At 64.0% G+C, this 18,047-nt stretch carries 15 protein-coding genes; 7 read left to right on the forward strand and 8 right to left on the reverse strand.

Annotated features, from left to right (window positions below; translation table 11 throughout):
• Both A5785_RS15035 and A5785_RS15040 read right to left on the reverse strand, forming a co-directional pair.
• A partial coding sequence (locus A5785_RS15035; protein ID WP_231895477.1) for an FAD-dependent oxidoreductase occupies window positions 1-285 on the reverse strand: 285 nt, incomplete at its 3' end.
• A 290-nt stretch (window positions 286-575) separates the two neighbouring features.
• Window positions 576-1,916, reverse strand: a complete 1,341-nt coding sequence (locus A5785_RS15040; RefSeq protein WP_049700521.1) for a DUF1254 domain-containing protein — start codon at window positions 1,914-1,916, stop codon at window positions 576-578.
• A gap of 125 nt (window positions 1,917-2,041) precedes the next feature.
• Between A5785_RS15040 and A5785_RS15045 the strand changes: the two genes are divergently transcribed.
• From A5785_RS15045 to A5785_RS23910, 6 genes are all read left to right on the forward strand, one after another.
• The gene (locus A5785_RS15045) at window positions 2,042-2,494 is read left to right on the forward strand and encodes a DUF6325 family protein (protein ID WP_049700522.1); all 453 of its coding nucleotides are present in this window, start codon (window positions 2,042-2,044) and stop codon (window positions 2,492-2,494) included.
• A 94-nt stretch (window positions 2,495-2,588) separates the two neighbouring features.
• Window positions 2,589-2,888 carry an SHOCT domain-containing protein gene (locus A5785_RS15050; protein ID WP_049700523.1) on the forward strand — a complete coding sequence of 100 codons (300 nt, stop codon included), beginning with the start codon at window positions 2,589-2,591 and terminating at the stop codon, window positions 2,886-2,888.
• Between the two features lie 76 nt (window positions 2,889-2,964).
• Window positions 2,965-3,372 carry a DUF7144 family membrane protein gene (locus A5785_RS15055; RefSeq protein ID WP_049700524.1) on the forward strand — a complete coding sequence of 136 codons (408 nt, stop codon included), beginning with the start codon at window positions 2,965-2,967 and terminating at the stop codon, window positions 3,370-3,372.
• 24 nt (window positions 3,373-3,396) lie between these two features.
• On the forward strand, window positions 3,397-4,836 hold the full coding sequence (locus A5785_RS15060; protein WP_082946586.1) for a DUF2252 domain-containing protein: 1,440 nt from the start codon (window positions 3,397-3,399) through the stop codon (window positions 4,834-4,836).
• A gap of 5 nt (window positions 4,837-4,841) precedes the next feature.
• Window positions 4,842-6,359 carry a hypothetical protein gene (locus tag A5785_RS15065; protein ID WP_049700633.1) on the forward strand — a complete coding sequence of 506 codons (1,518 nt, stop codon included), beginning with the start codon at window positions 4,842-4,844 and terminating at the stop codon, window positions 6,357-6,359.
• 92 nt (window positions 6,360-6,451) lie between these two features.
• Window positions 6,452-9,205: a LuxR C-terminal-related transcriptional regulator gene (locus tag A5785_RS23910; protein ID WP_064868902.1), complete on the forward strand. Its 2,754-nt coding sequence runs from the start codon at window positions 6,452-6,454 to the stop codon at window positions 9,203-9,205.
• A gap of 55 nt (window positions 9,206-9,260) precedes the next feature.
• Here A5785_RS23910 and A5785_RS15075 read toward each other — a convergent pair whose 3' ends face one another.
• The 5 genes from A5785_RS15075 to A5785_RS15095 form a co-directional block, all read right to left on the reverse strand.
• A complete protein-coding gene (locus A5785_RS15075) occupies window positions 9,261-10,565 on the reverse strand; it encodes an ion channel protein (RefSeq protein WP_049700526.1) in 1,305 nt (434 codons plus the stop codon).
• A gap of 52 nt (window positions 10,566-10,617) precedes the next feature.
• Window positions 10,618-11,844: a DUF2254 family protein gene (locus A5785_RS15080; RefSeq protein ID WP_049700527.1), complete on the reverse strand. Its 1,227-nt coding sequence runs from the start codon at window positions 11,842-11,844 to the stop codon at window positions 10,618-10,620.
• Between the two features lie 349 nt (window positions 11,845-12,193).
• Window positions 12,194-14,044, reverse strand: a complete 1,851-nt coding sequence (gene leuA, locus A5785_RS15085; RefSeq protein ID WP_049700528.1) for a 2-isopropylmalate synthase — start codon at window positions 14,042-14,044, stop codon at window positions 12,194-12,196.
• A gap of 208 nt (window positions 14,045-14,252) precedes the next feature.
• The gene (locus A5785_RS15090; protein WP_049700529.1) at window positions 14,253-15,896 is read right to left on the reverse strand and encodes an FUSC family protein; all 1,644 of its coding nucleotides are present in this window, start codon (window positions 15,894-15,896) and stop codon (window positions 14,253-14,255) included.
• 24 nt (window positions 15,897-15,920) lie between these two features.
• Window positions 15,921-16,778 (reverse strand): glycoside hydrolase family 16 protein, encoded by an 858-nt coding sequence (locus A5785_RS15095; RefSeq protein ID WP_049700634.1) that lies wholly within the window; start codon window positions 16,776-16,778, stop codon window positions 15,921-15,923.
• Window positions 16,779-17,016: 238 nt separating this feature from the next.
• On the opposite strand from A5785_RS15095, the gene A5785_RS15100 reads away from it, so the two are divergent.
• A complete protein-coding gene (locus A5785_RS15100; protein ID WP_049700530.1) occupies window positions 17,017-17,451 on the forward strand; it encodes a hypothetical protein in 435 nt (144 codons plus the stop codon).
• Between the two features lie 6 nt (window positions 17,452-17,457).
• Here the strand turns inward: A5785_RS15100 and A5785_RS15105 are convergent, their stop codons facing one another.
• Complete coding sequence (locus A5785_RS15105) at window positions 17,458-18,024, reverse strand: nitroreductase family protein (RefSeq protein WP_049700531.1); 567 nt, start codon at window positions 18,022-18,024, stop codon at window positions 17,458-17,460.
• Window positions 18,025-18,047 lie beyond the last annotated feature (23 nt).

An 18,047-nucleotide genomic window follows, 5' to 3' on the forward strand; every position in this document is an offset into this window, starting at 1 on the left:
CGAGACGACCTTCCGATCACGGTCGATTCCGGTGACCGTCGTTCCCATGCGGAGGTCGACGCCGAGTTCCCGGTGTTGCGCGGCGCTGCGCGCAACGAGATCGGTCTCGGAGTCGACGAGGCCTGCGACGAGGTACGGAATGCCGCATGCCGAGTACGACGTATCCGACGTCTGCTCGAGCGCGATCACCTCGACGCTGCGAGCGGTGACCTCTGCTGTCCGAAGTGCCTGATGAGCGGCACTCATACCGGCGGCGTCCGCGCCAACGACGACGATGCGTTCCACCCGCGTCACGCTACTCGCGTTCGACGATCCGCCGCGCCGGCAAGGGTCAGAGATCGGCGCCCGCGACCTTACCCATGACAACCCCGATCCCCGCGACGACGAGCGGCAACGCGACGAGCACCGAGACCAGGAGAACTAGCATCTGCATGCCTCAATGGTCCGCGCGGTTGCGCGCGTTGTCGCTGTGACCAGGCAAATCGTAGTCGGCCTCACAATTGGTACGGGTGACGCAGTTTTGGTCGGCAGACAGTGATTCGACGCTATCGATGTGGTCGAGATGCGGCGTCCGATCAGGCATCGCTGTCTGGAGATGCGCGCTTCACGCGCTGCACAGCGGGCGGCGCCCATGTCCCGTCGAGTACCTCGGCGCGCGGAGCGTACAGGCGCATCGTGACGCCGAGCGCGGCCTGTGGCGCGGGAAGCCAGTTGTCGGTCTTCTCGCCACCCGGATTCTCGTGCTGCAGATACAAGACGAGCGAACCGTCGTCGTTGAACCGCAGTTCGTCGCGATCGCCCAACGCGAACCGGTCGAGTTCATTGGCGACCTGATAGCCCTCGGCGTCGTACATCGTGACCGACCAGAAGGCATTCACGGGTGGAAGGCCATCAGCGGGAAACGTGATTGTGTAATCGTTGTGCCCGTCGAGTGGCTGACCGTCGGCGTCGGCCACGACGACTGGATAGATCGCATCCTCGGGAGGGTTGGCACCCAACCCGATCAGCGCGAGCTGTGCTCGTTGAAAATAGTCGTTGCCGTAGACGCCGACCGATCGCGACATGATCTGCCAGCCGTTCACGCGATCACCGAGGCCGGAGATGTCAGGCAGCTTCTTCCTCGCCGACGCGATGCCCGACTCGAGTGCCGTGAGGCCGGCCTCGTCGAATCCCGATGTGTCGAACTCCAGTCCGGGGACGATCCCGATTGCAGCGATACGCGCCAGCACGGACTGATCCGTGAGGTGCGGTGGCGTAGTTGTCAGAACCTCTGCTGCGAGTGTGAAGAACTCAGGAGCAGACAGTTCCGCGACGATGCGCAGTGGTTCGGTGTCCAGGTCGATGGGAGTGCTCGACTCTGGTCGGGTCGGGCCGCCCAACGGAGTGATGGTGAAGCCGTCCTGGAACTTGCCGACGGCGTCGTAGTCGCTCGGGCCGTTGGTCTGCGACCGACCGATGGCCCACACGTACGGTGTCGGGGCCTCGATGATGAGGGCATCGTCGGGGACATCGCCGTCAAATCCCGGTGGTATCACCATGATTCGCGTGCCTGTGTTTCCCGTCGTACGGGATCCCGGAACCGCGAACACGTCGGTCCACATGTCCAGTAGTGGCAGCATGTAGTAGCGACCGTCGCTGTCGGGAAGTTCGATCAGGACTGCTCCACCGGTCAGGTCGAGCCAGGCGGACGAGTACAGCGTGTCGAAATTCGGACGGACGATAGCGCGGAAATCCGCAGTCGGAAACGCCCGCATGTGGTGGAAGGCGTTCGAGGCTCCGAAGCCCGGTTTGCCCGAGGATCCCCGTGCTGTTTGTTGTCGACGGCTGACCTCCATGATGACGAGGGGATACATATAGACGTAGGCCTCCGCTGCCAAGCTCGCGGTATCACCGGTAAGGGGTTTCGATGTCGTCATGGTCTAAGACTCGACGATCGACCCGTGATTTCAGTCATTCGAATCGTATGAGCGCTCATCATCAGCGTATGTCTCACCCGATACGGGTGATGTAGTCGCATCCTATTGATGCCAGCATCGGGAATATGACCGAAACCTCTGCCGATGTGCCCGTCGATGTGGAAACGGGGCCTATCGATTACCTTCTCGTCGAATTTCCCGCCGATCACAATCCAGACGGCTCGGCGCTGATACACCTGCTCGATCTTGTCGATCGAAATGTGATCAGCGTGCTGGATCTCGCAGTGATCCGACGAGACGGCGATAGTGTTGCTGCGCTTGCGGTCTCGGATCTCGACGTCGGTGCTGATCTGGACGCCAATGTCCTCGCAGAGGCGTCGAGCGGACTGCTCGACGATCAGGACCTCGCCGACGCGGCGTCGGTGCTGGCGGACGGCTGCCTCGGCGTTCTCGTCGTCTACGAGAACGTGTGGGCTGCTCCGTTCGCCACTGACCTGCGGCGAGCCGGCGCTCAACTGGTCGCGTCCGGGCGGATTCCCGTCAATGCCATTCTCGAGGCCCTCGGCACAACCGACTGACCGACGTCGGGCTGACCGCAGGGCTCTGCTTGAAGCGTTATGCCCGATCGATTCAACTGAGAACCACTCGAGTGAGAAAGTGCAGGTACCAGCCATGCCAGGACTATTACGCGGGGTCGCCCGAACGGCCGCGGTTGCAGGGACTGCAACCGCGGTGTCCAACAGGGTGTCGCGTCGTCAAGGCGAGCGGTGGGCCAGACGGTCGGCCGAGGCAGCACCCCAGGCCTACGCGGCCGCGCCCGTCCAGAACCCGCAACCGCCGGTTCCCACCGAACAGACAACAGCGCCGGATGACCGAATCGCTGCATTGACGAAACTCGGTGAGCTTCGAAGTTCAGGTGTTCTCACCGAAACGGAATTCGAATCGGAGAAGCGACGTATCCTCGGTCTCTGAGAATCGGCCGATCCGTCAGTGTTCATTTCCAACCACATCGTTAACAGCCACATCGATAACAACGAGTAGGAATTTCATGACCACCTCATCACCTTCCACGAAGCAGCGTTGGGCAGGCGGGCTATCCATTGTCAGTGGCTGCGTGCTGCTCGTCGTCGGGATACTGGAGTTCCTCCAGGGTGTCTCGGCCATCGCGGCTGACAATGTCTTCGTCGTAGGAACCAACTACATCTATAAGTTCAACCTGACGACGTGGGGTTGGATCCACCTGATCATCGGCCTCATCGTCGCTGCGACGGGTATTGCGGTGTTTTTCGGAAAGACATTTGCACGGGTGCTCGCGATCGTGCTCTTGTCACTCTCCGTGATAGCCAACTTCCTCTGGATTCCGTACTACCCGTGGTGGTCGATCACTCTGATCGCACTCTCGATCGTCGGAATCTGGGCGTTGGCGGCGTGGAGTCCTGAGACCGACGAGATCTGACGCGGCGCAAGGAAGGTGACGGCGATGACGAGCGTGGTCGATCCCGCGGACGCGGCGACGTGCTATGACGGCCCTGGCCGCAGGACCCGTGCCGAGAGTGTCTATCTGGGGCTGCAGGCTCGGGAGCGGTTGCCGCTCAGCGGCATCGGCGACCTCGGCGACGAATCGGGCCGTGACCCGATCGGTCTACTCCAAGATCAGGCGCGCACCCGGGTTCCGGAACTCGTTCCGGTCAGATACGGGCGAATGGCTGTTTCTCCCTTCACCTTCTACCGCGGGGCAGCGCTCGTCATGGCCGATGACCTGGCTCGAACCGAGAACTCAGGCCTGACCGTGCAACTGTGTGGCGACGCGCATCTGTCCAATTTCGGGTTGTTCGCCACGCCTGAGCGCAAACTGGCGTTCGACGTCAACGACTTCGACGAAACCTACCCTGGGCCGTTCGAATGGGACGTGAAGCTCTTGGCCGCGAGTCTCGTGGTTGCGGCACGCGGCAACGGATTCGACAACAAGACCGCCAAGCGGATCGCCGGTGCATGTGCCCGTGAGTACAGGGAGTCCATCGCGTCGCTCGCGGGACTCGACACGTTGGACGGCTGGTATCGACGCGCCGAGCCCTCTCGAAAACTGGTGAACATCCGCGATCTCATCGATTCATCGACCGCGAAGAACGTGCGAAAGCAGATCGACAAGGCGTGGACGCGTGACGGCCTGTCTGCGCTCAAGAAGCTGACCACCACCGTCGACGGTGAATTGCAGTTCGTCAGCCAACCTCCGCTCATCGTGCCCATCGAAGAACTGTGGGACGCGGAGGTCACAGCGCGTCTGTACGGTCAGCTTGCCGATCGTGTCGACGCTCTTCGCGCGACGCTCGCTCCCCACTACCGCGTGCTGTTCGACAGATTCACATTTGTCCGCATGGCGCGCAAGGTGGTCGGGGTTGGCAGCGTGGGAACTCAGGCGTGGGTCTTGCTGATGGTCGGACGAGACGAATCCGATGTGCTGCTGCTCCAGGCCAAGCAAGCCGAAAAATCAGTTCTCGCACGGTATCTCGACGGTCCGAAATATGACAACGAGGGCAGGCGGGTGGTGGAGGGACAGCGCCTTACGCAAGCTGTCAGCGACGTGTTCCTGGGGTGGTCCGGAGGTCCAGGAGCTGATGGTGTTCGGCGTGATCTCTACCTCAGGCAGCTTCGGGATGCAAAGGGCTCCATCGTCGTGGAGGGTCTGGACCCACGGGGTCTCGAGGTCTACGGGCGAGCGTGCGGTCGAGTCCTCGCCTACGGTCACGGTCGGTCGGGCGATGCGGTTGCCATAGCGAACTATCTCGGCGACGACGACGAATTCGATAGGGCTGTAAGGCGTTTCGCATCGCGCTATGCGAAAAGGAATGACGAGGATCATCGCGTGTTCGTCGACGCGATTCGGGCAGGCGCGGTTGCGGCTGTCGCCGACGAGCGGTGACGCGCATGCCCGAGACGGTCGTGAGCGCGGAAGGCGAATCGGGACGCGGTCTCGACGCAGACGAACGAGCCGAACTCGAACGTCTGCGCGTCGAGATCGCCGAGATCAAGTCGGGGCAACCGTCGGATGTCGGCAAGGAGTCCAAGCGTCGGCGGATCAACTGGCGAATGATCGGCGTCGTCGCGCTGGTCATACTGTGTGCGGTACTCACGCTGCTGTCGGTCACCACGCGGTACGTCAGGAGTCAGATCCTCGACACCGATCATTACGTATCGACCGTCGCACCACTGGCATCGAATCCCGCTGTGCAGCAACAGGTCACCAACTCGATCACGAACGAGATCAATCAGCAGGCGAACATCGAAGAGGTGACGTCGAATGCGCTCAACGAACTGACTCAACTCACACCGGCCGATCGTCCCCGGGTGGATCAGGCGATCACCGGACTCGCTCCGGTGATCAGCGCACAGGCGGAGAGCTTCATCCACAACACGGTGGCGCAGTTCGTCGGCTCTGATCAGTTCGCTGCGCTGTGGACGACGGCCAATCGCGAAGCGCACGATGCTGTTGTTGCGGCGGTGACCGGTGATACGCAGCATGGCGCGGTGAATGTCGACACGACCAACGGATCGATCAGCATCGAGCTCGGGCCGATCATCACCCAGGTGAAGCAGCGGCTGAGTGCGCAGGGGTTCGCCTTCGCCGACAAGATCCCCGTGGTGAACAAGCAGTTCGTCGTCTGGCAGTCCAAGGAACTCGCTCGGGCGCAGAACCTCGTGAGGTCGCTCGACAAGGTCGCCACCGTGCTGCCGTGGCTTGCGATTCTTGTCGCTCTCGCTGCGATCGGACTCGCGGGAGTCGGTCGCCGTATCCGAACCCTGACAGCAATCGGGATCGCGGTCGTCGGCGCGATGCTGGTGTTGGCAATCGGCATCATCGTCGGTCGCACGATCTACCTGAACAACGTGCCTGCAGACGTCTTGTCTCCCGCCGCCGCCCAGGCGATCTTCGACACCGTGATCAGTCCGCTGCGCACTGCCCTTCGTGCGGTGGCGGTGCTCGGACTCGTCTTGGCACTTGTGGGCTTCTTCGCAGGCGGAACTCGTGCCGCGGCCGCCACTCGACGTGTCATCGCCGGGGGATTCGAATCGGTCGATCGTCGTCGAAAGCAACGCTCGGCGTCGATGGTGGAGGTCCAACTGTGGCGGCTGCGGTACGTCGTGCGTCTCGGGGTCCCGATAATCGCTGCGTTCGTCCTTATGTTCTGGCACTACCCGACAGGCATGGTCGTCTTCTGGGTGGTGGTCGTCGCGTGCCTCATCCTGGCGGCTTTCGAATTCGCCATCGCTCCCGCGCGCCGCGGAGTGGCCGCCGGGAGCGTTGTTGCCAAGGATCTTGTCGTCGAGAGTGCCAGTCCTGAAAGCTCCGAGATCGTTGTCACCGAGACCGTCGTGACCGAGACCGTCGGCGATGACGCGGCTGCAACCGTAGTCGATTCGACTGACAGTCCCAGAGCGAAATGAACCGCACGTCGTAGGGGGTCAGCACCTCGTGCGCGACCTCGCGAGGAATATTCGCCCGTCGCATTCGCGCTGGTCGTCGTACCATTCAGTGCATGAAAGGCGCGGTACCCTCCCCACGAAGCGGTCAGGACGGCGAGGGTGAACCCGACGCACTCGAAGTAGACACAATCGCGGCAGCTCCGCCGATTCTGAGTCTGCGTTTCGCGCCACCGTCATTACCTCCCGGGTTTGTGGTGCGTTCTCGCATCGACGAGATGCTCGACGCTGCACGGGGCGGCGACGTGACCTTGGTGTGTGCCGGGGCCGGGTACGGGAAGACTCTTGCTGTCGCGGCTTGGGCGCAAAGCGTACATCGGCTCGATCGGACCGCATGGCTCGCCGCGGGCGAAGGCGTAGGCGTTGCGGCGTTTTGGCATGACGTGATCGTGGCACTTCGAATGCTTCCGGTCGTGGCCGACGAAGCGCGGATCGCCGAGTTCATGCCCGGACCCGCATTCGGGGATTCTGACGTGGCGGGTCTGGTTGATGCCCTGTCGTCTCTACCAGAGACTGTGACGCTGGTGATCGACGACTTCCATCGCCTCACGTCGGTGGACCTTCTGAAGTCGATCCACCGAGTGATCGAGTGTGGCGTTCTGACAGTGCATCTGGTTCTCATCTCACGCGTGGAACCGCGAATCCCGATGCGCCGTCTGCAGGTGATGGGAAGGCTTCGCGAGATCGATGCCGCCGTACTGGCGTTCACGCCAGGCGAAGCTGAAGATCTGTGTGCACGCATCGGATTCGGGCTGGACCCGGAGAGCCGGGAGCGTCTGATGAACCGGACGCAAGGCTGGCCCGCCGGAATCCGGTTGGCCTTGCTCAGTGCCACAGTCGAATACGGAGGTGATGTGCATGCGGCACTGACGGGCTTCGGCGGCGGTGGCAAGCTGGTGGCGTCGTATCTACTCGAAGAGGTACTTGCGAGGGTGGCCAGCTCCGATCGTGAGTTCCTGCTCGCCACAAGTGTGACGCCCGTTGTCTGTGCGGATCTCGCGCAGGCCTTGACCGGACGTGCTGACAGCCGCGCGATTCTCGAACAATTGGTTGCGCGAAACGTGTTGACGGTGCGATTGACCGGCCGAGCCGGATGGTTCCGCTATCACCCCCTTCTACGCGAGTTTCTCCGCGACCGACTCACTATTGAACGCCCACAGGAGATTTCGACGCTCCATCGGCGGACGGCACAGTGGTACCTGGACAGCGGTGAGCTCATCCCCGGGATCAGGCATCTGGTCGCGGCGGGCGACTGGCTCGCGGTGGCGAAGGTGGTGGGAAAATCGGCACTCCCACTGATCCTGACGATCCACGGGGGTGAGCTGGCGGCGGCGTTGGCTCCTGCGCTCGACGTCGTCGAACGCGATCCGCGACCGGAGGTGCTTCTCGCGGCAAGTGTTGTGGCGCATCATTCTCGGGACTTCGTAACCATGCGCCAGAACGCCTTGGATGCCGAGACCGCGCTGTTGGCGAGCGGCGTCGAACCACCTCGATGGGCCCAGGTCATCGTCGCGCTGGCGCGGATGGTCGCAGCTCGGGTCTTCACACCCGTGGAACTGTACGAGAGTGCGAACGAAGTGCTGACCGTCGCGACCGGGGCATCGCGCAACGAGCTGCCCGCGGTAGGTGCGTACGCGGTCATCGGCCGGACCAACGTAGCCATCAGCCTCGTTCTTCGCGGCGAATTCGACCGTGCTCGTGTGCATTTGGAAGATGTGCGGGTCGAGGCTGATCGTGCCGGGGTGGCACTCACCTCGGCTGCGGCGCATGCCTACCTGGCTCTACTGGATGTCATCGCGGGTGACCTCCCGGAAGCGGGACGTCGAAGCGACATGCTCGCGAGACTGGGTGTTCGACGCGGTTGGACACAGCAACCCCAGTTGCTTGCGGCCAACGCCGCCTCCGCTTTGGTGCACCTGGAGACAGACGAACTCGACGCCGCAAGCGAGTGCATCGACTCCGGCTTCGACCTCGTTCTCCACGGGTCTGATCTGCCTGCGACAGTGGTCCTTCAGATCGCGGCCGTCGGCGTTGCGCTCGCGCGGCGTGAACTGCATACCGCGCGAGCGGCGGCGAGCCGCCTCCGTGCGCTGAGCGCGAGTTGCACTGGACTCCCTCTGCTCGACCACTGGGTTGCGGTCTCGCTGGCCCGCGTCGAATTACTCTGCGACGACGTCGATTCCGCTGAGAAGATCCTGACCGGGCTGCCCGCATCGACCTCTTCTTCATCGAGCGAATTCAGTGCCGAACTCGTCACCATCGCGCGTGCGGAAGTCCTCCTCGCGCAGCATGAACCACGCGCCGCGTTCGACCTTCTGGGTACGCCGGCTCGGTATGCGGCCCACCGCACGCTCGTCGTCGAGGCCGCGCTGTTGTCAGCGATCGCGGCGGATCGGCTCAGGTTGGACTCGATCGCACTGGAGCGGATGGGGCAGGCCATCGATGCGGCGGCTCCGATCGGAGCGCTGCGGCCCTTCGTGGCTCACAGCGAGGAGATCACTGTTCTGCTGGCGCGCTATCGACATCTGAACGCTGAACCCTCAGAACTCGATCGGGCACTTCTCGTACGGCTGACAGCTGCCGATGGGGCCGCAACGATTCGACCTGCGACTCCATCGGACCCGCTCACCGAGCGGGAGCTCGCCGTATTGCGTTATCTGCCAACGATGTACAAGTCGGCGGAGATAGCCGCGGACCTCTTCGTGTCGGTGAACACCGTGAAGACACACCAGCAGTCGATCTACCGCAAGTTGGGGGTATCGACACGCCGCGCCGCCGTCGACCGTGCCCGCGAGTGGCGCCTTCTGTAAAACGCAGCTGAGGACAATGGCTGCGGGGACTATGGCTGGCCGTACGCAGTGCGCGTCAGGTGCTCCCTGCCGCGTCGGGGCTCGGGTCGTCGACCGGCTTCGCACGCAATTCGGGGGCATTGGCCACGACAAGCCACGCGGCCAGCGTCGCGAACAGGAGCGGTATCAACAGATCGAGTTGCGGCACAACAGCGAGTCCGAGGAAGAGGCTGATCCAGCCGTTCCGTGTTGCCGCGACGACGATCCCGACGATGCTCGCGGCCACCGTGATCGTCAACGGAAGCGACGGCCACAGCACGTGCATGCCGAATCCCGCTGCGGCACCGGCGAAGACAGACGGAAAGATGCGACCACCACGGAAGCCGCCCGCGCTGGCCAACAGCATGGCACACATCTTGATGCCTGCGAACGCGAAGAACCCGAGGGCGGTCGTGGTCCCGATCCGGTCGGGCAGTTCCTTCATCTGATCGAGGCCCTTGAACAGCGTGATCGTTCCGCCAAGGATGCCGAGGCCGCCGAGGATCGCTCCCACCAATGTCAACCGGATGATGGGGTCTCGTAGCGAGCGATGCAGCACGCGGTGCAGCGGATCGAACACGAAGGCCGCGACAACACCGCATGCGGCGATGACCACGGCTACCCCGACGGCGATCAAGGTGTCGATGATGCTGCCAACCTTTTCCTCCGGTAGGTCGATCGACATCGTGAGGTCGGTGAAGCGCAGGATGACGAACGATCCGGTAGCCGCCGCGACCAGGGGCAAATACAGGCGATTCCACAGGGGAATTCGCTGATCGCCGGGATTGGCCTCCGACAGCATGAGGGCCGCGGCGACCGGGGTTCCGAACAGTGCGCCGAGTGTCGCAGCAGTTGAGAGGCCCATCCACTGGGTCTGGTCGATCCTCGGAATCAGGCGCACACCGACGGCCACCACGATCGCCGCATTGATGACCATGATCGGGCTCTCCGGACCGAGGCTGACGCCGCCTGCCAGCGCCAGGATCGCCGCGATCGCGAGGCCGGGGGTTGCACCGACGGCGATCGGTGTGGACACCAACTCCTGCGTCGCGGGATCATCTCCGGCGTGGCCGGGAGCGAATCGGATCACCAGTCCCACCAGAACGCCCGCGATGGTCAGCACGAGCAGAATCCACCACCAGGTGCTGTCGGTGATGCCCAGCCACGACGTCACGGTGTGCCAGAGGAAGTGTTCGAGAGTGCTGGCGACGGCCGAGATTCCCCACAGCAGCAGGGCACATACGACACCCACGAGTAGGGCGACAGGTGTGAGTGCGAGTAGTTTCCCGACGGGTACTCGCGTCGAGTCCTGCTGTCCGGTTCCGGTGGTCGCCTCACTCATGACTTCAACTGTCGCGCATCCGAAGTCGGTTCACACCACGAAACGCAGAGGTTCACTGATCGAGGGTGGGGAATCGGTCGGCCCGCGCCTGTGCGACCCACGTGCGTCGTCGCGCGAGTTGCGTACGTTGTTCGACGGTTGCCGCGACGGTCGATACGCGAGTGAGTGCCGCGTCGAGTCGGGCGAGCATCAATGGGGATTCGAGCGAGGCTGCGATGACATCGTCGAATCCGACGACGAGCATGTCCGTCCACGACGGTCGGGGGACCACGAGCCTGAGATGACCACCGGCATCGCGCCAGCGCCGCGCGCTCTCGTCGATAGACGTCGCGGATACCAACAGGAATTCGATCTGGTCGACCGCCTGCGCCGCGGTCGCGGGATCGTTGATCGCAGGCGACATGGCACGGAGTGCGATATCGGCGATGAGGCGGAATGCCAGGAGCGAATCGCCGTCGAATGTGCGTTCCGGCCCGGTGTCGAGCGCAGCGAAGAAGGCTCCGGTATCGATCTCTCCGGTGTCGCTGTCGCTGTCGCCGTTGCCGTTCCTTTGTGCGGCAGGACCGTACACGTGGGCGAGCGTAGCGCCTGCGCGCAGTGTTGACCCGACCGTCTGCTCCATGACGATCACGGCGTCAGCGGATTCGGCGAGGTGAACCAGCCTCTCGACGTGTAATCGCTGCAGTACCAACGGATTGCGAGACCACGGGATGCTGTGCGGTTCGGCAGTGGAGTCGACGGGTTGCTGCGGGTCGAGGTCGTCGCTCGTGGGGTACGTCGCGACAATCGATTGCTGACCGTGTTCGCAGATCGTCGTCAATACCGGCGAGATCTGGGTTGCGGCAAGGGCATTGGCCAGTACCACGCGCAACAGCACAAGCACGGCCAAGGTACCCACGACCGCCACGAGCGGAACACTCGCCGAGATCGTGTCCCGGCTGCCCGACGCGAGGATCGCGGTGATGCAGAAAACGATGACGCTCATTGCCACGGCGGCTGTACGCCAGACGATGGGAGCGTCCCGGAAGAGCGTCAGTCGGGGTGTGAAAGTGGTTGCCACCCATTGGACTACGAGGAACAGCAACGAAAAGATCACTGCAAGTGTGCCGAACACCGCGCCGCCGAGGCCGATGAGAACGGTCGCGACCGATGACGTTGAGATCTGTGGAGCGGCTCCGATGTGCGTCAGGCCGATTGCTGCCCCGGCACCGAACAGCACGCCGATGGTCTGTGTCAGGCCGGCGCGTGCACGCCTTCCGAGCGTGTCGAGGCCGGTCATGGGGCAGGGTTTTTGGTTCGGCGTCGAACTGTCATCACACCGACCACCTTCGCGACGCTCTCCACAGCTGCCGTCTCACAAACTACAGGGTGACACGGGTCTACAGGGTGGAACCGGACTACAGGGTGAAGCCGAACTACGGGGTGAAGCCGAACTACAGAGGGTGGAACCGAACCACAGGGTCGACTTCGGACACGGGCTCACGTCGGTTACGAGTGTCGCGCAGACGGAATGGGCCGAAACCTCGCGCGCGGGGATCGCCCGCTTGACGAGAGTTTCGGCCCATTGCCTGACACAGCGACGGCGGGGGGTACCCGCGTCACCGTGAGTTCATCGGTGAGAGAAAGGTTTACGGCGCCCAGGTACGTGGGGCGGCATCGGTCTCCACTGGAGCCGAAGCGGTCACGCGGTAGGCGCGATTGACTGCGGACACCACGGCACGCAGGCTCGCCGTCGTGATCGACGACGCAACGCCGACGCCCCACACGGTTTCACCGTTGACCTCGGTCTCGACGTAGGCGGCCGCGCTGGCGTCGCCGCCCGCGGTGAGTGCGTGCTCGGCGTAATCCAGTACGCGGACGTCGAATCCGACGGTCGACAGCGCGTCGACGAATGCCGCGAGGGGTCCGTTGCCGCTGCCCGAGATCTCCTTCTCGGCGCCGTCGACCTTGACCACAGCGGTGATGTGGTCGTCGCCGCCGTCGATCTCGGAGGCGTCGACCTTCTGGCGCATCCGCTCGAGCGGGCGGATCGGATGCAGGTATTCGTCGGCGAAGACGTCCCACATCTCCTTGGGAGAGACCTCGCCGCCCTCGCCGTCGGTGATCTTCTGGATCTCGCGGCTGAACTCGATTTGCAGGCGTCGCGGCAGGTCCATGCCGTGGTCGGCCTTCATGATGTAGGCGACGCCGCCCTTGCCGGACTGGCTGTTGACGCGGATGACGGCTTCGTAATTGCGGCCGACATCCTTGGGGTCGATCGGCAGATAGGGCACCTGCCACAGGATGTCGTCGACGTCGGAATCGGCGGTGTCGGCGTCGACCTTCATCTGGTCGAGACCCTTGTTGATCGCGTCCTGGTGGCTGCCGGAGAATGCGGTGTAGACCAGGTCGCCGCCGTAGGGGTGGCGTTCGGGTACACCGAGCTGGTTGCAGTATTCGACGGTGCGTCGGATCTCGTCGATGTCGGAGAACGAGATCTGCGGGTCGACGCCGCGGCTGAACATGTTCATGCCCAGTGTCACCAGGCAGACATTGCCGGTGCGCTCACCGTTGCCGAACAGGCAGCCCTCGATGCGGTCGGCGCCCGCCTGATAGCCGAGTTCCGCTGCGGCGACAGCGGTTCCGCGATCGTTGTGCGGGTGCAGGCTCAGGATGATCGAGTCGCGGCGGGCGAGATTACGGCTCATCCACTCGATGGAATCGGCGTAGACGTTCGGTGTTGCCATCTCGACGGTGGCAGGCAGGTTGATGATGAGCGGCTTATCGGATGTGGGAGCGATGATTTCGCTCACCGCGTCGCATACTTCCTTGGCGTAGCTCAGCTCCGTGCCGGTGTAGGACTCGGGCGAATACTCGTAGCGCCAGTTGGTGTCCGGGTACTTCTGCTGCTCCTCGAGAACCTTGTGCGCGGCGTGCGTCGCGATCTCGGTGATCTTCGACTTGTCGGCACGGAACACGACCCGACGCTGCAGCACCGACGTCGAATTGTAAAAGTGCACGATCACATTCGACGCTCCGCGGCACGCTTCGAAGGTGCGCTCGATCAGCTCGTCGCGGCACTGCGTCAGCACCTGGATGGTCACGTCGTCGGGGATGGCCCCGTCTTCGATGATTTCGCGAACGAAGTCGTAGTCGGTCTGGCTCGCCGACGGGAAACCGACCTCGATCTCCTTGTAGCCCATGCGCACCAGCAGCTCGAACATGCGGCGCTTGCGAGCGGGACTCATCGGGTCGATCAGGGCCTGGTTGCCGTCGCGCAGATCCACGGCGCACCACATCGGTGCCGCGGTGATCACCTTGTCTGGCCAGGTGCGATCGGGGATCGAGATCTGCTCGACCTCGTCGGCGAATTGCCGGTAGCGGTGAACGGGCATCGCGGAACTGCGTTGCGGGTTCCAGGAGGGCTGTCCTGCTGGGATGGGGCCGGACGGCTCGACGATGCGGCTCGGGCCCGAGGTGAAAGTGTCTGCTGGTGCCATGATGGTCAATCTCCGAAGTAGGTCTCAGATTGGGGAGTGACCGGCGCGTGATGAGGCCCCGCGACGGAGGGCCGGTCGTGTCAGACCCCGCCGCGGCAACCGAGAAGGAGTGCACGCTGCATGCGAGTAAATGTACTCCCCGGGCTGGTCGTCGATCAAATGAGGTCAGTCGTTCGGACTCTAGGTCCGCATTGTCCGAACTCGCATGTCAGGGGTCCTCGGGTGTGTGAACGAGGGTGCGATGCATGCGCAGGGTGCTCCGGATTCCGGGAGCGATCGGAGTCGACGGATCGGTGCGGTAGCACCAGTCGAGTGCTTCGTATCCCACCCGACACAGCGCGATGTGGCGCGGCCACCGCGGTGTTGCCCAGTCCGGTTCGTCGCTGGCGCTGTCGGTTGCACTCATCTCGGCCTCGAGCAGCGACCACTGCAGGTCACGCCGGGCCGCGAGCATGCGCGGTGAACCGATCGGTGAGAGCGCGGCGTCGTCGAGGAGATGGTCGACGTTGTCGAGGACGTCGGTGTCGGCGCGTGCCCACGTGCGTCGGTGCGCATGCGGAAGCAGCCACAACAGTGCTGCGACAGCCAACCCGACGCCGAGCAGCGTTTCGAGGAAGCGGTCTCGCACGGGGATGGTGATGTCGGATTCAGGGTTGCCCATGAGCATGGCGAGAGGAGTGATGAACGAGACCGCGACGCCGTAGTTGCCGACGATCGTCAGCTCGATCAGCACGTTGAGCACGGCGATCACCACGATGAGCCACAGTGTGGTGAGGCCGAGGTGGTGGAGTCCGACGAAGATCACCAGGCCGACGATGGTTCCCGCGAGTCGGTGTGTTGCGCGGATGACGCCCCGGATGCGGTCGGGCCCCAACTGCAGCACCAGGACGGTGCCGAGGATTGCCCAGTCCGGTCGCGAGAGACCGATCGCGAGCGACGCCACGCCCGCGACCAGCGCGGTGAGTGCGACTCGCGCAGTGGTGACGCGTGCATGGCTATAGCGGCGAAGTGCCGTGGACAGGCGGTGTCGCACCGATGGTCGACGCAGCGGCGGCGACAGCGGACCCGGCGGTGCCACGTGGAACTGATGCAACGACGTCCAGAGCCGTTGGGCGAGTGGAGTGTCGGTGGCAGCGGCGTCGTGCAGGACCGTCCACGCGTTGAGCGTCGACATCGCCACACCGTGCCGATGTGCGGGATCGGTGGACTGGTTGTCGGCGAGGTAGGCGTCGATCGTCTCGATCGCGGCGAGCGTCGCCGCAGTCTGTGGCCCTTCCGGACGCCACAGTGCCGGTGCCATTCCGACGATCAGTGAACTCAATCCGCCTGCGCACGTCGCGATGACCAGCGCGGAAACGTCGACGCCGTGTCCGGTCACCACGGACGAGATGCAGGCCGTGAGCACGAAGAAGAACGGACCGGGCGGACCGAGTCGCATGGCGTTGACGGTGAACACCGTCGCCGACGCCCACGCCACGAGAGCGACGACCACCGTCAGCGCGATCGCTGTGTTCGGGTGCGGACCGGCGAAGTGGCCGAGAAGCCCGAACAGTGTGGCCGCGGCGATCAGTACGGCGGCCGCGAGCACGATCGCCCGCCACCGCACTCGGTATGGGCGCTTCTCGCCGTAGAGCACGGCGAAGGCGCCGAGCGCCGCGAGTAGCGAGTCGCGCTCGAATCCGACGGCGAGCAGGACGCACGCGGGCACCGCAAACGCGAGACCCGCTCGGATGGCCGCGGGCCAGCGCCCGCGAACGTCGGGGATCGCGAACAGTGCGCGCCTGACGTGCAGGCGAGGGGGAGGCTGTGGTCTGAACGGTTCAGCTGGTGTTGGCGAGTCAGAGCCGGGCACCGGTCAACCCTACGGCCGGGTCGGTCAGGGGGTGTAGCGCAGCCAGTCGACCTTCATCGTCGCCGGGTTGGGCGTGGCAGAGTTCGTCGGACCAGGCCAGACACCACCGATGGCCAGGTTCAGGATCGGGTACATCGGCTTGTCGAAGACCCACCGCTGGCCGGCGGTGAGGTCGGCTCGATTGACGGTGTACACCGACTGCCCGTCGAAGAGGAACGTGATCGAGGTGGCCGTCTTGCGGACGCCGTAGGTGTGGAAGTCGGTGGGGTCGATGCCCGTGATGTCGGAGCCGCGCTGGTACTTGCCGTTGGCGCCGTCGGGAAGCGGGATGGCGTCGGGCAGGATGTCGCGCAACGACCCGGCGTCGGCCGAACCGAAGCCGTCGGAACCGGTCGGGCCGTGAACGCCGATGTGCACGAAGTTGTAGCTGTTGATGTGTTCGGCGATATCGATCTCGCCGGACTCCGGGAACCCGACTTCCCAGATGTCGGCTCCGAGTAGCCAGAACCCGCTGTGCAGGCCGGCGCCGGTGGGAAGTGAGAGCCGCGCGGAGATGGTGCCGTAGGTGAATTCGCGCTTGTCCTTGGTGTTCAGCCGGGCCGACGTCCACCCGCTACCGGAGTTCTTGGCCTCGATGAGAAGATTTCCGCTTCCGTCGAGGCGTGAGTTCTCTCGGCTCGAGGTGTAGGTCTGCTTTTCGTCGTTACCCCAGCCCCCGCCTCCGGTTTCGTAATTCCACAGGGCGCTGTTGGGAGCCGATCCGGCCGCACCGTTGAACTCGTCCGAGAATGCCGTGTCTGCCGCATGGGCGGCCGGAGCGGCCGTGGTCACGGCAGCACCGATGCTGCCGACGGTCAGGGCTGTCACGATCGCACGACGCATGAGTTTCACAGGCTAGGCTTACCATAGTTTGCGGCCCGCCACATTGGGGTGTTCTGTCGGATTAGTGGCGACAAAGGATACTTTGGCGCCGACTGAAAGTCTCTTTGCCTGAGCATTACTGGGCGTTCGCACTGTGAATTCTCAGGCGGCACTTAGCTTTTGGGCGTTTGCTTCGAGGAGCCGCCGGAAGGTTGGCTGCGACACTCAACCGCGAGTGTGTGCCGAGAAAGGTAGAGACATGTCACGTTTGTTCACCGGAGCGACGGCACGTCGCATCACTGTCGCGTTGGCCGGTGTCGGCGTCGCGAGCGCGATCGCGACGGGCGGAGTGGCGAACGCCGCTCCGGCCCCGCATGAGGCAAAACCCGCACCCGCGCAGACAACCCCGGTGCCCGGCACCAAGTGCACGTTGGCCGGAGTCGAGAAGGCGTTGGCCAAGGAAGACCCCGCGCTGTGGAAAGAGATCCAGTCTCATCCGCGCGCCAAGGAGCATTTCGAGAACACGATCGTGCTGACCCCTGCTCAGCGCAAGCAGCAGCGTGAAGAGATGCGCAAGAAGCACCCGGAGCGCGCCGAGATCAAGAACTTCCTGCGCGACCATGGCATCGCCAAGAAGGATCGCAGCGCGCACCGGGCCGCGATCAAGAAGGCGCTCGAGACCTGCAGCGGGTAGAGGCGCTCAGCGAGCCGCGAACGGCTCGCCCCAGTGGCCGCTGAACGCGACCTCGTCGAGGGGTAGCCGTTCGCGCGGCTCGGCGTCGCGCTCGCGGATCTCGGCGGGCAGCGTCGAGGGGTCGGCGAGATGACCGACGGCCAGCATCGCAAGGGGCTTCTTGTCGGCGGGTATGCCGAAAGCCCTTCTGGCGGAGTCCTTGTCGAATCCGGCGAGTGGATGTCCGTTGAGGCCGAGTGCGCCACACTGCAGGATCATCTGTGCCAACGCGAGCCCGAGGTCGACGCCGCCGTAGAGGTCGGGCTTGGGGTCGGACGGATCGTCGGTGGTGCACAACAGGATCAGTGCACCTGCGGCGGGCGCCCACGTCGTGTTGCCCCGGTTGAGTGTGGCGGTCAGCGCGTCGAACGTCGTATCGCCGCGCAGACCGACCACAAACCTCACCGGCTGCATGCGTCCCCACGTGGGTGCCCACCGTCCGGCGTCGAGGATCTCGGTGACCTCGTCGACCGAGACGGTGGCCTCGGCGTCGTAGCCGCGAGCGCTCCAGCGCTGACTGATCAGTTCATGCACCGCGCCAACGGTACTGGAGCACA

The sequence above is a fragment of the Gordonia sp. 852002-50395_SCH5434458 genome, assembly GCF_001665905.1.
In the GTDB taxonomy this organism is placed as follows: domain Bacteria; phylum Actinomycetota; class Actinomycetes; order Mycobacteriales; family Mycobacteriaceae; genus Gordonia; species Gordonia jacobaea.

Excerpts from the sequence above, each read along its gene's own strand:
- A5785_RS15040 (WP_049700521.1), bottom strand. The coding sequence starts at position 1,916 with ATGACGACATCGAAACCCCTTACCGGTGATACCGCGAGCTTGGCAGCG.
- A5785_RS15045 (WP_049700522.1), top strand. The coding sequence starts at position 2,042 with ATGACCGAAACCTCTGCCGATGTGCCCGTCGATGTGGAAACGGGGCCT.
- A5785_RS15050 (WP_049700523.1), top strand. The coding sequence starts at position 2,589 with ATGCCAGGACTATTACGCGGGGTCGCCCGAACGGCCGCGGTTGCAGGG.
- A5785_RS15055 (WP_049700524.1), top strand. The coding sequence starts at position 2,965 with ATGACCACCTCATCACCTTCCACGAAGCAGCGTTGGGCAGGCGGGCTA.
- A5785_RS15060 (WP_082946586.1), top strand. The coding sequence starts at position 3,397 with ATGACGAGCGTGGTCGATCCCGCGGACGCGGCGACGTGCTATGACGGC.
- A5785_RS15065 (WP_049700633.1), top strand. The coding sequence starts at position 4,842 with ATGCCCGAGACGGTCGTGAGCGCGGAAGGCGAATCGGGACGCGGTCTC.
- A5785_RS23910 (WP_064868902.1), top strand. The coding sequence starts at position 6,452 with ATGAAAGGCGCGGTACCCTCCCCACGAAGCGGTCAGGACGGCGAGGGT.
- A5785_RS15075 (WP_049700526.1), bottom strand. The coding sequence starts at position 10,565 with ATGAGTGAGGCGACCACCGGAACCGGACAGCAGGACTCGACGCGAGTA.
- A5785_RS15080 (WP_049700527.1), bottom strand. The coding sequence starts at position 11,844 with ATGACCGGCCTCGACACGCTCGGAAGGCGTGCACGCGCCGGCCTGACA.
- leuA (WP_049700528.1), bottom strand. The coding sequence starts at position 14,044 with ATGGCACCAGCAGACACTTTCACCTCGGGCCCGAGCCGCATCGTCGAG.
- A5785_RS15095 (WP_049700634.1), bottom strand. The coding sequence starts at position 16,778 with ATGCGTCGTGCGATCGTGACAGCCCTGACCGTCGGCAGCATCGGTGCT.
- A5785_RS15100 (WP_049700530.1), top strand. The coding sequence starts at position 17,017 with ATGTCACGTTTGTTCACCGGAGCGACGGCACGTCGCATCACTGTCGCG.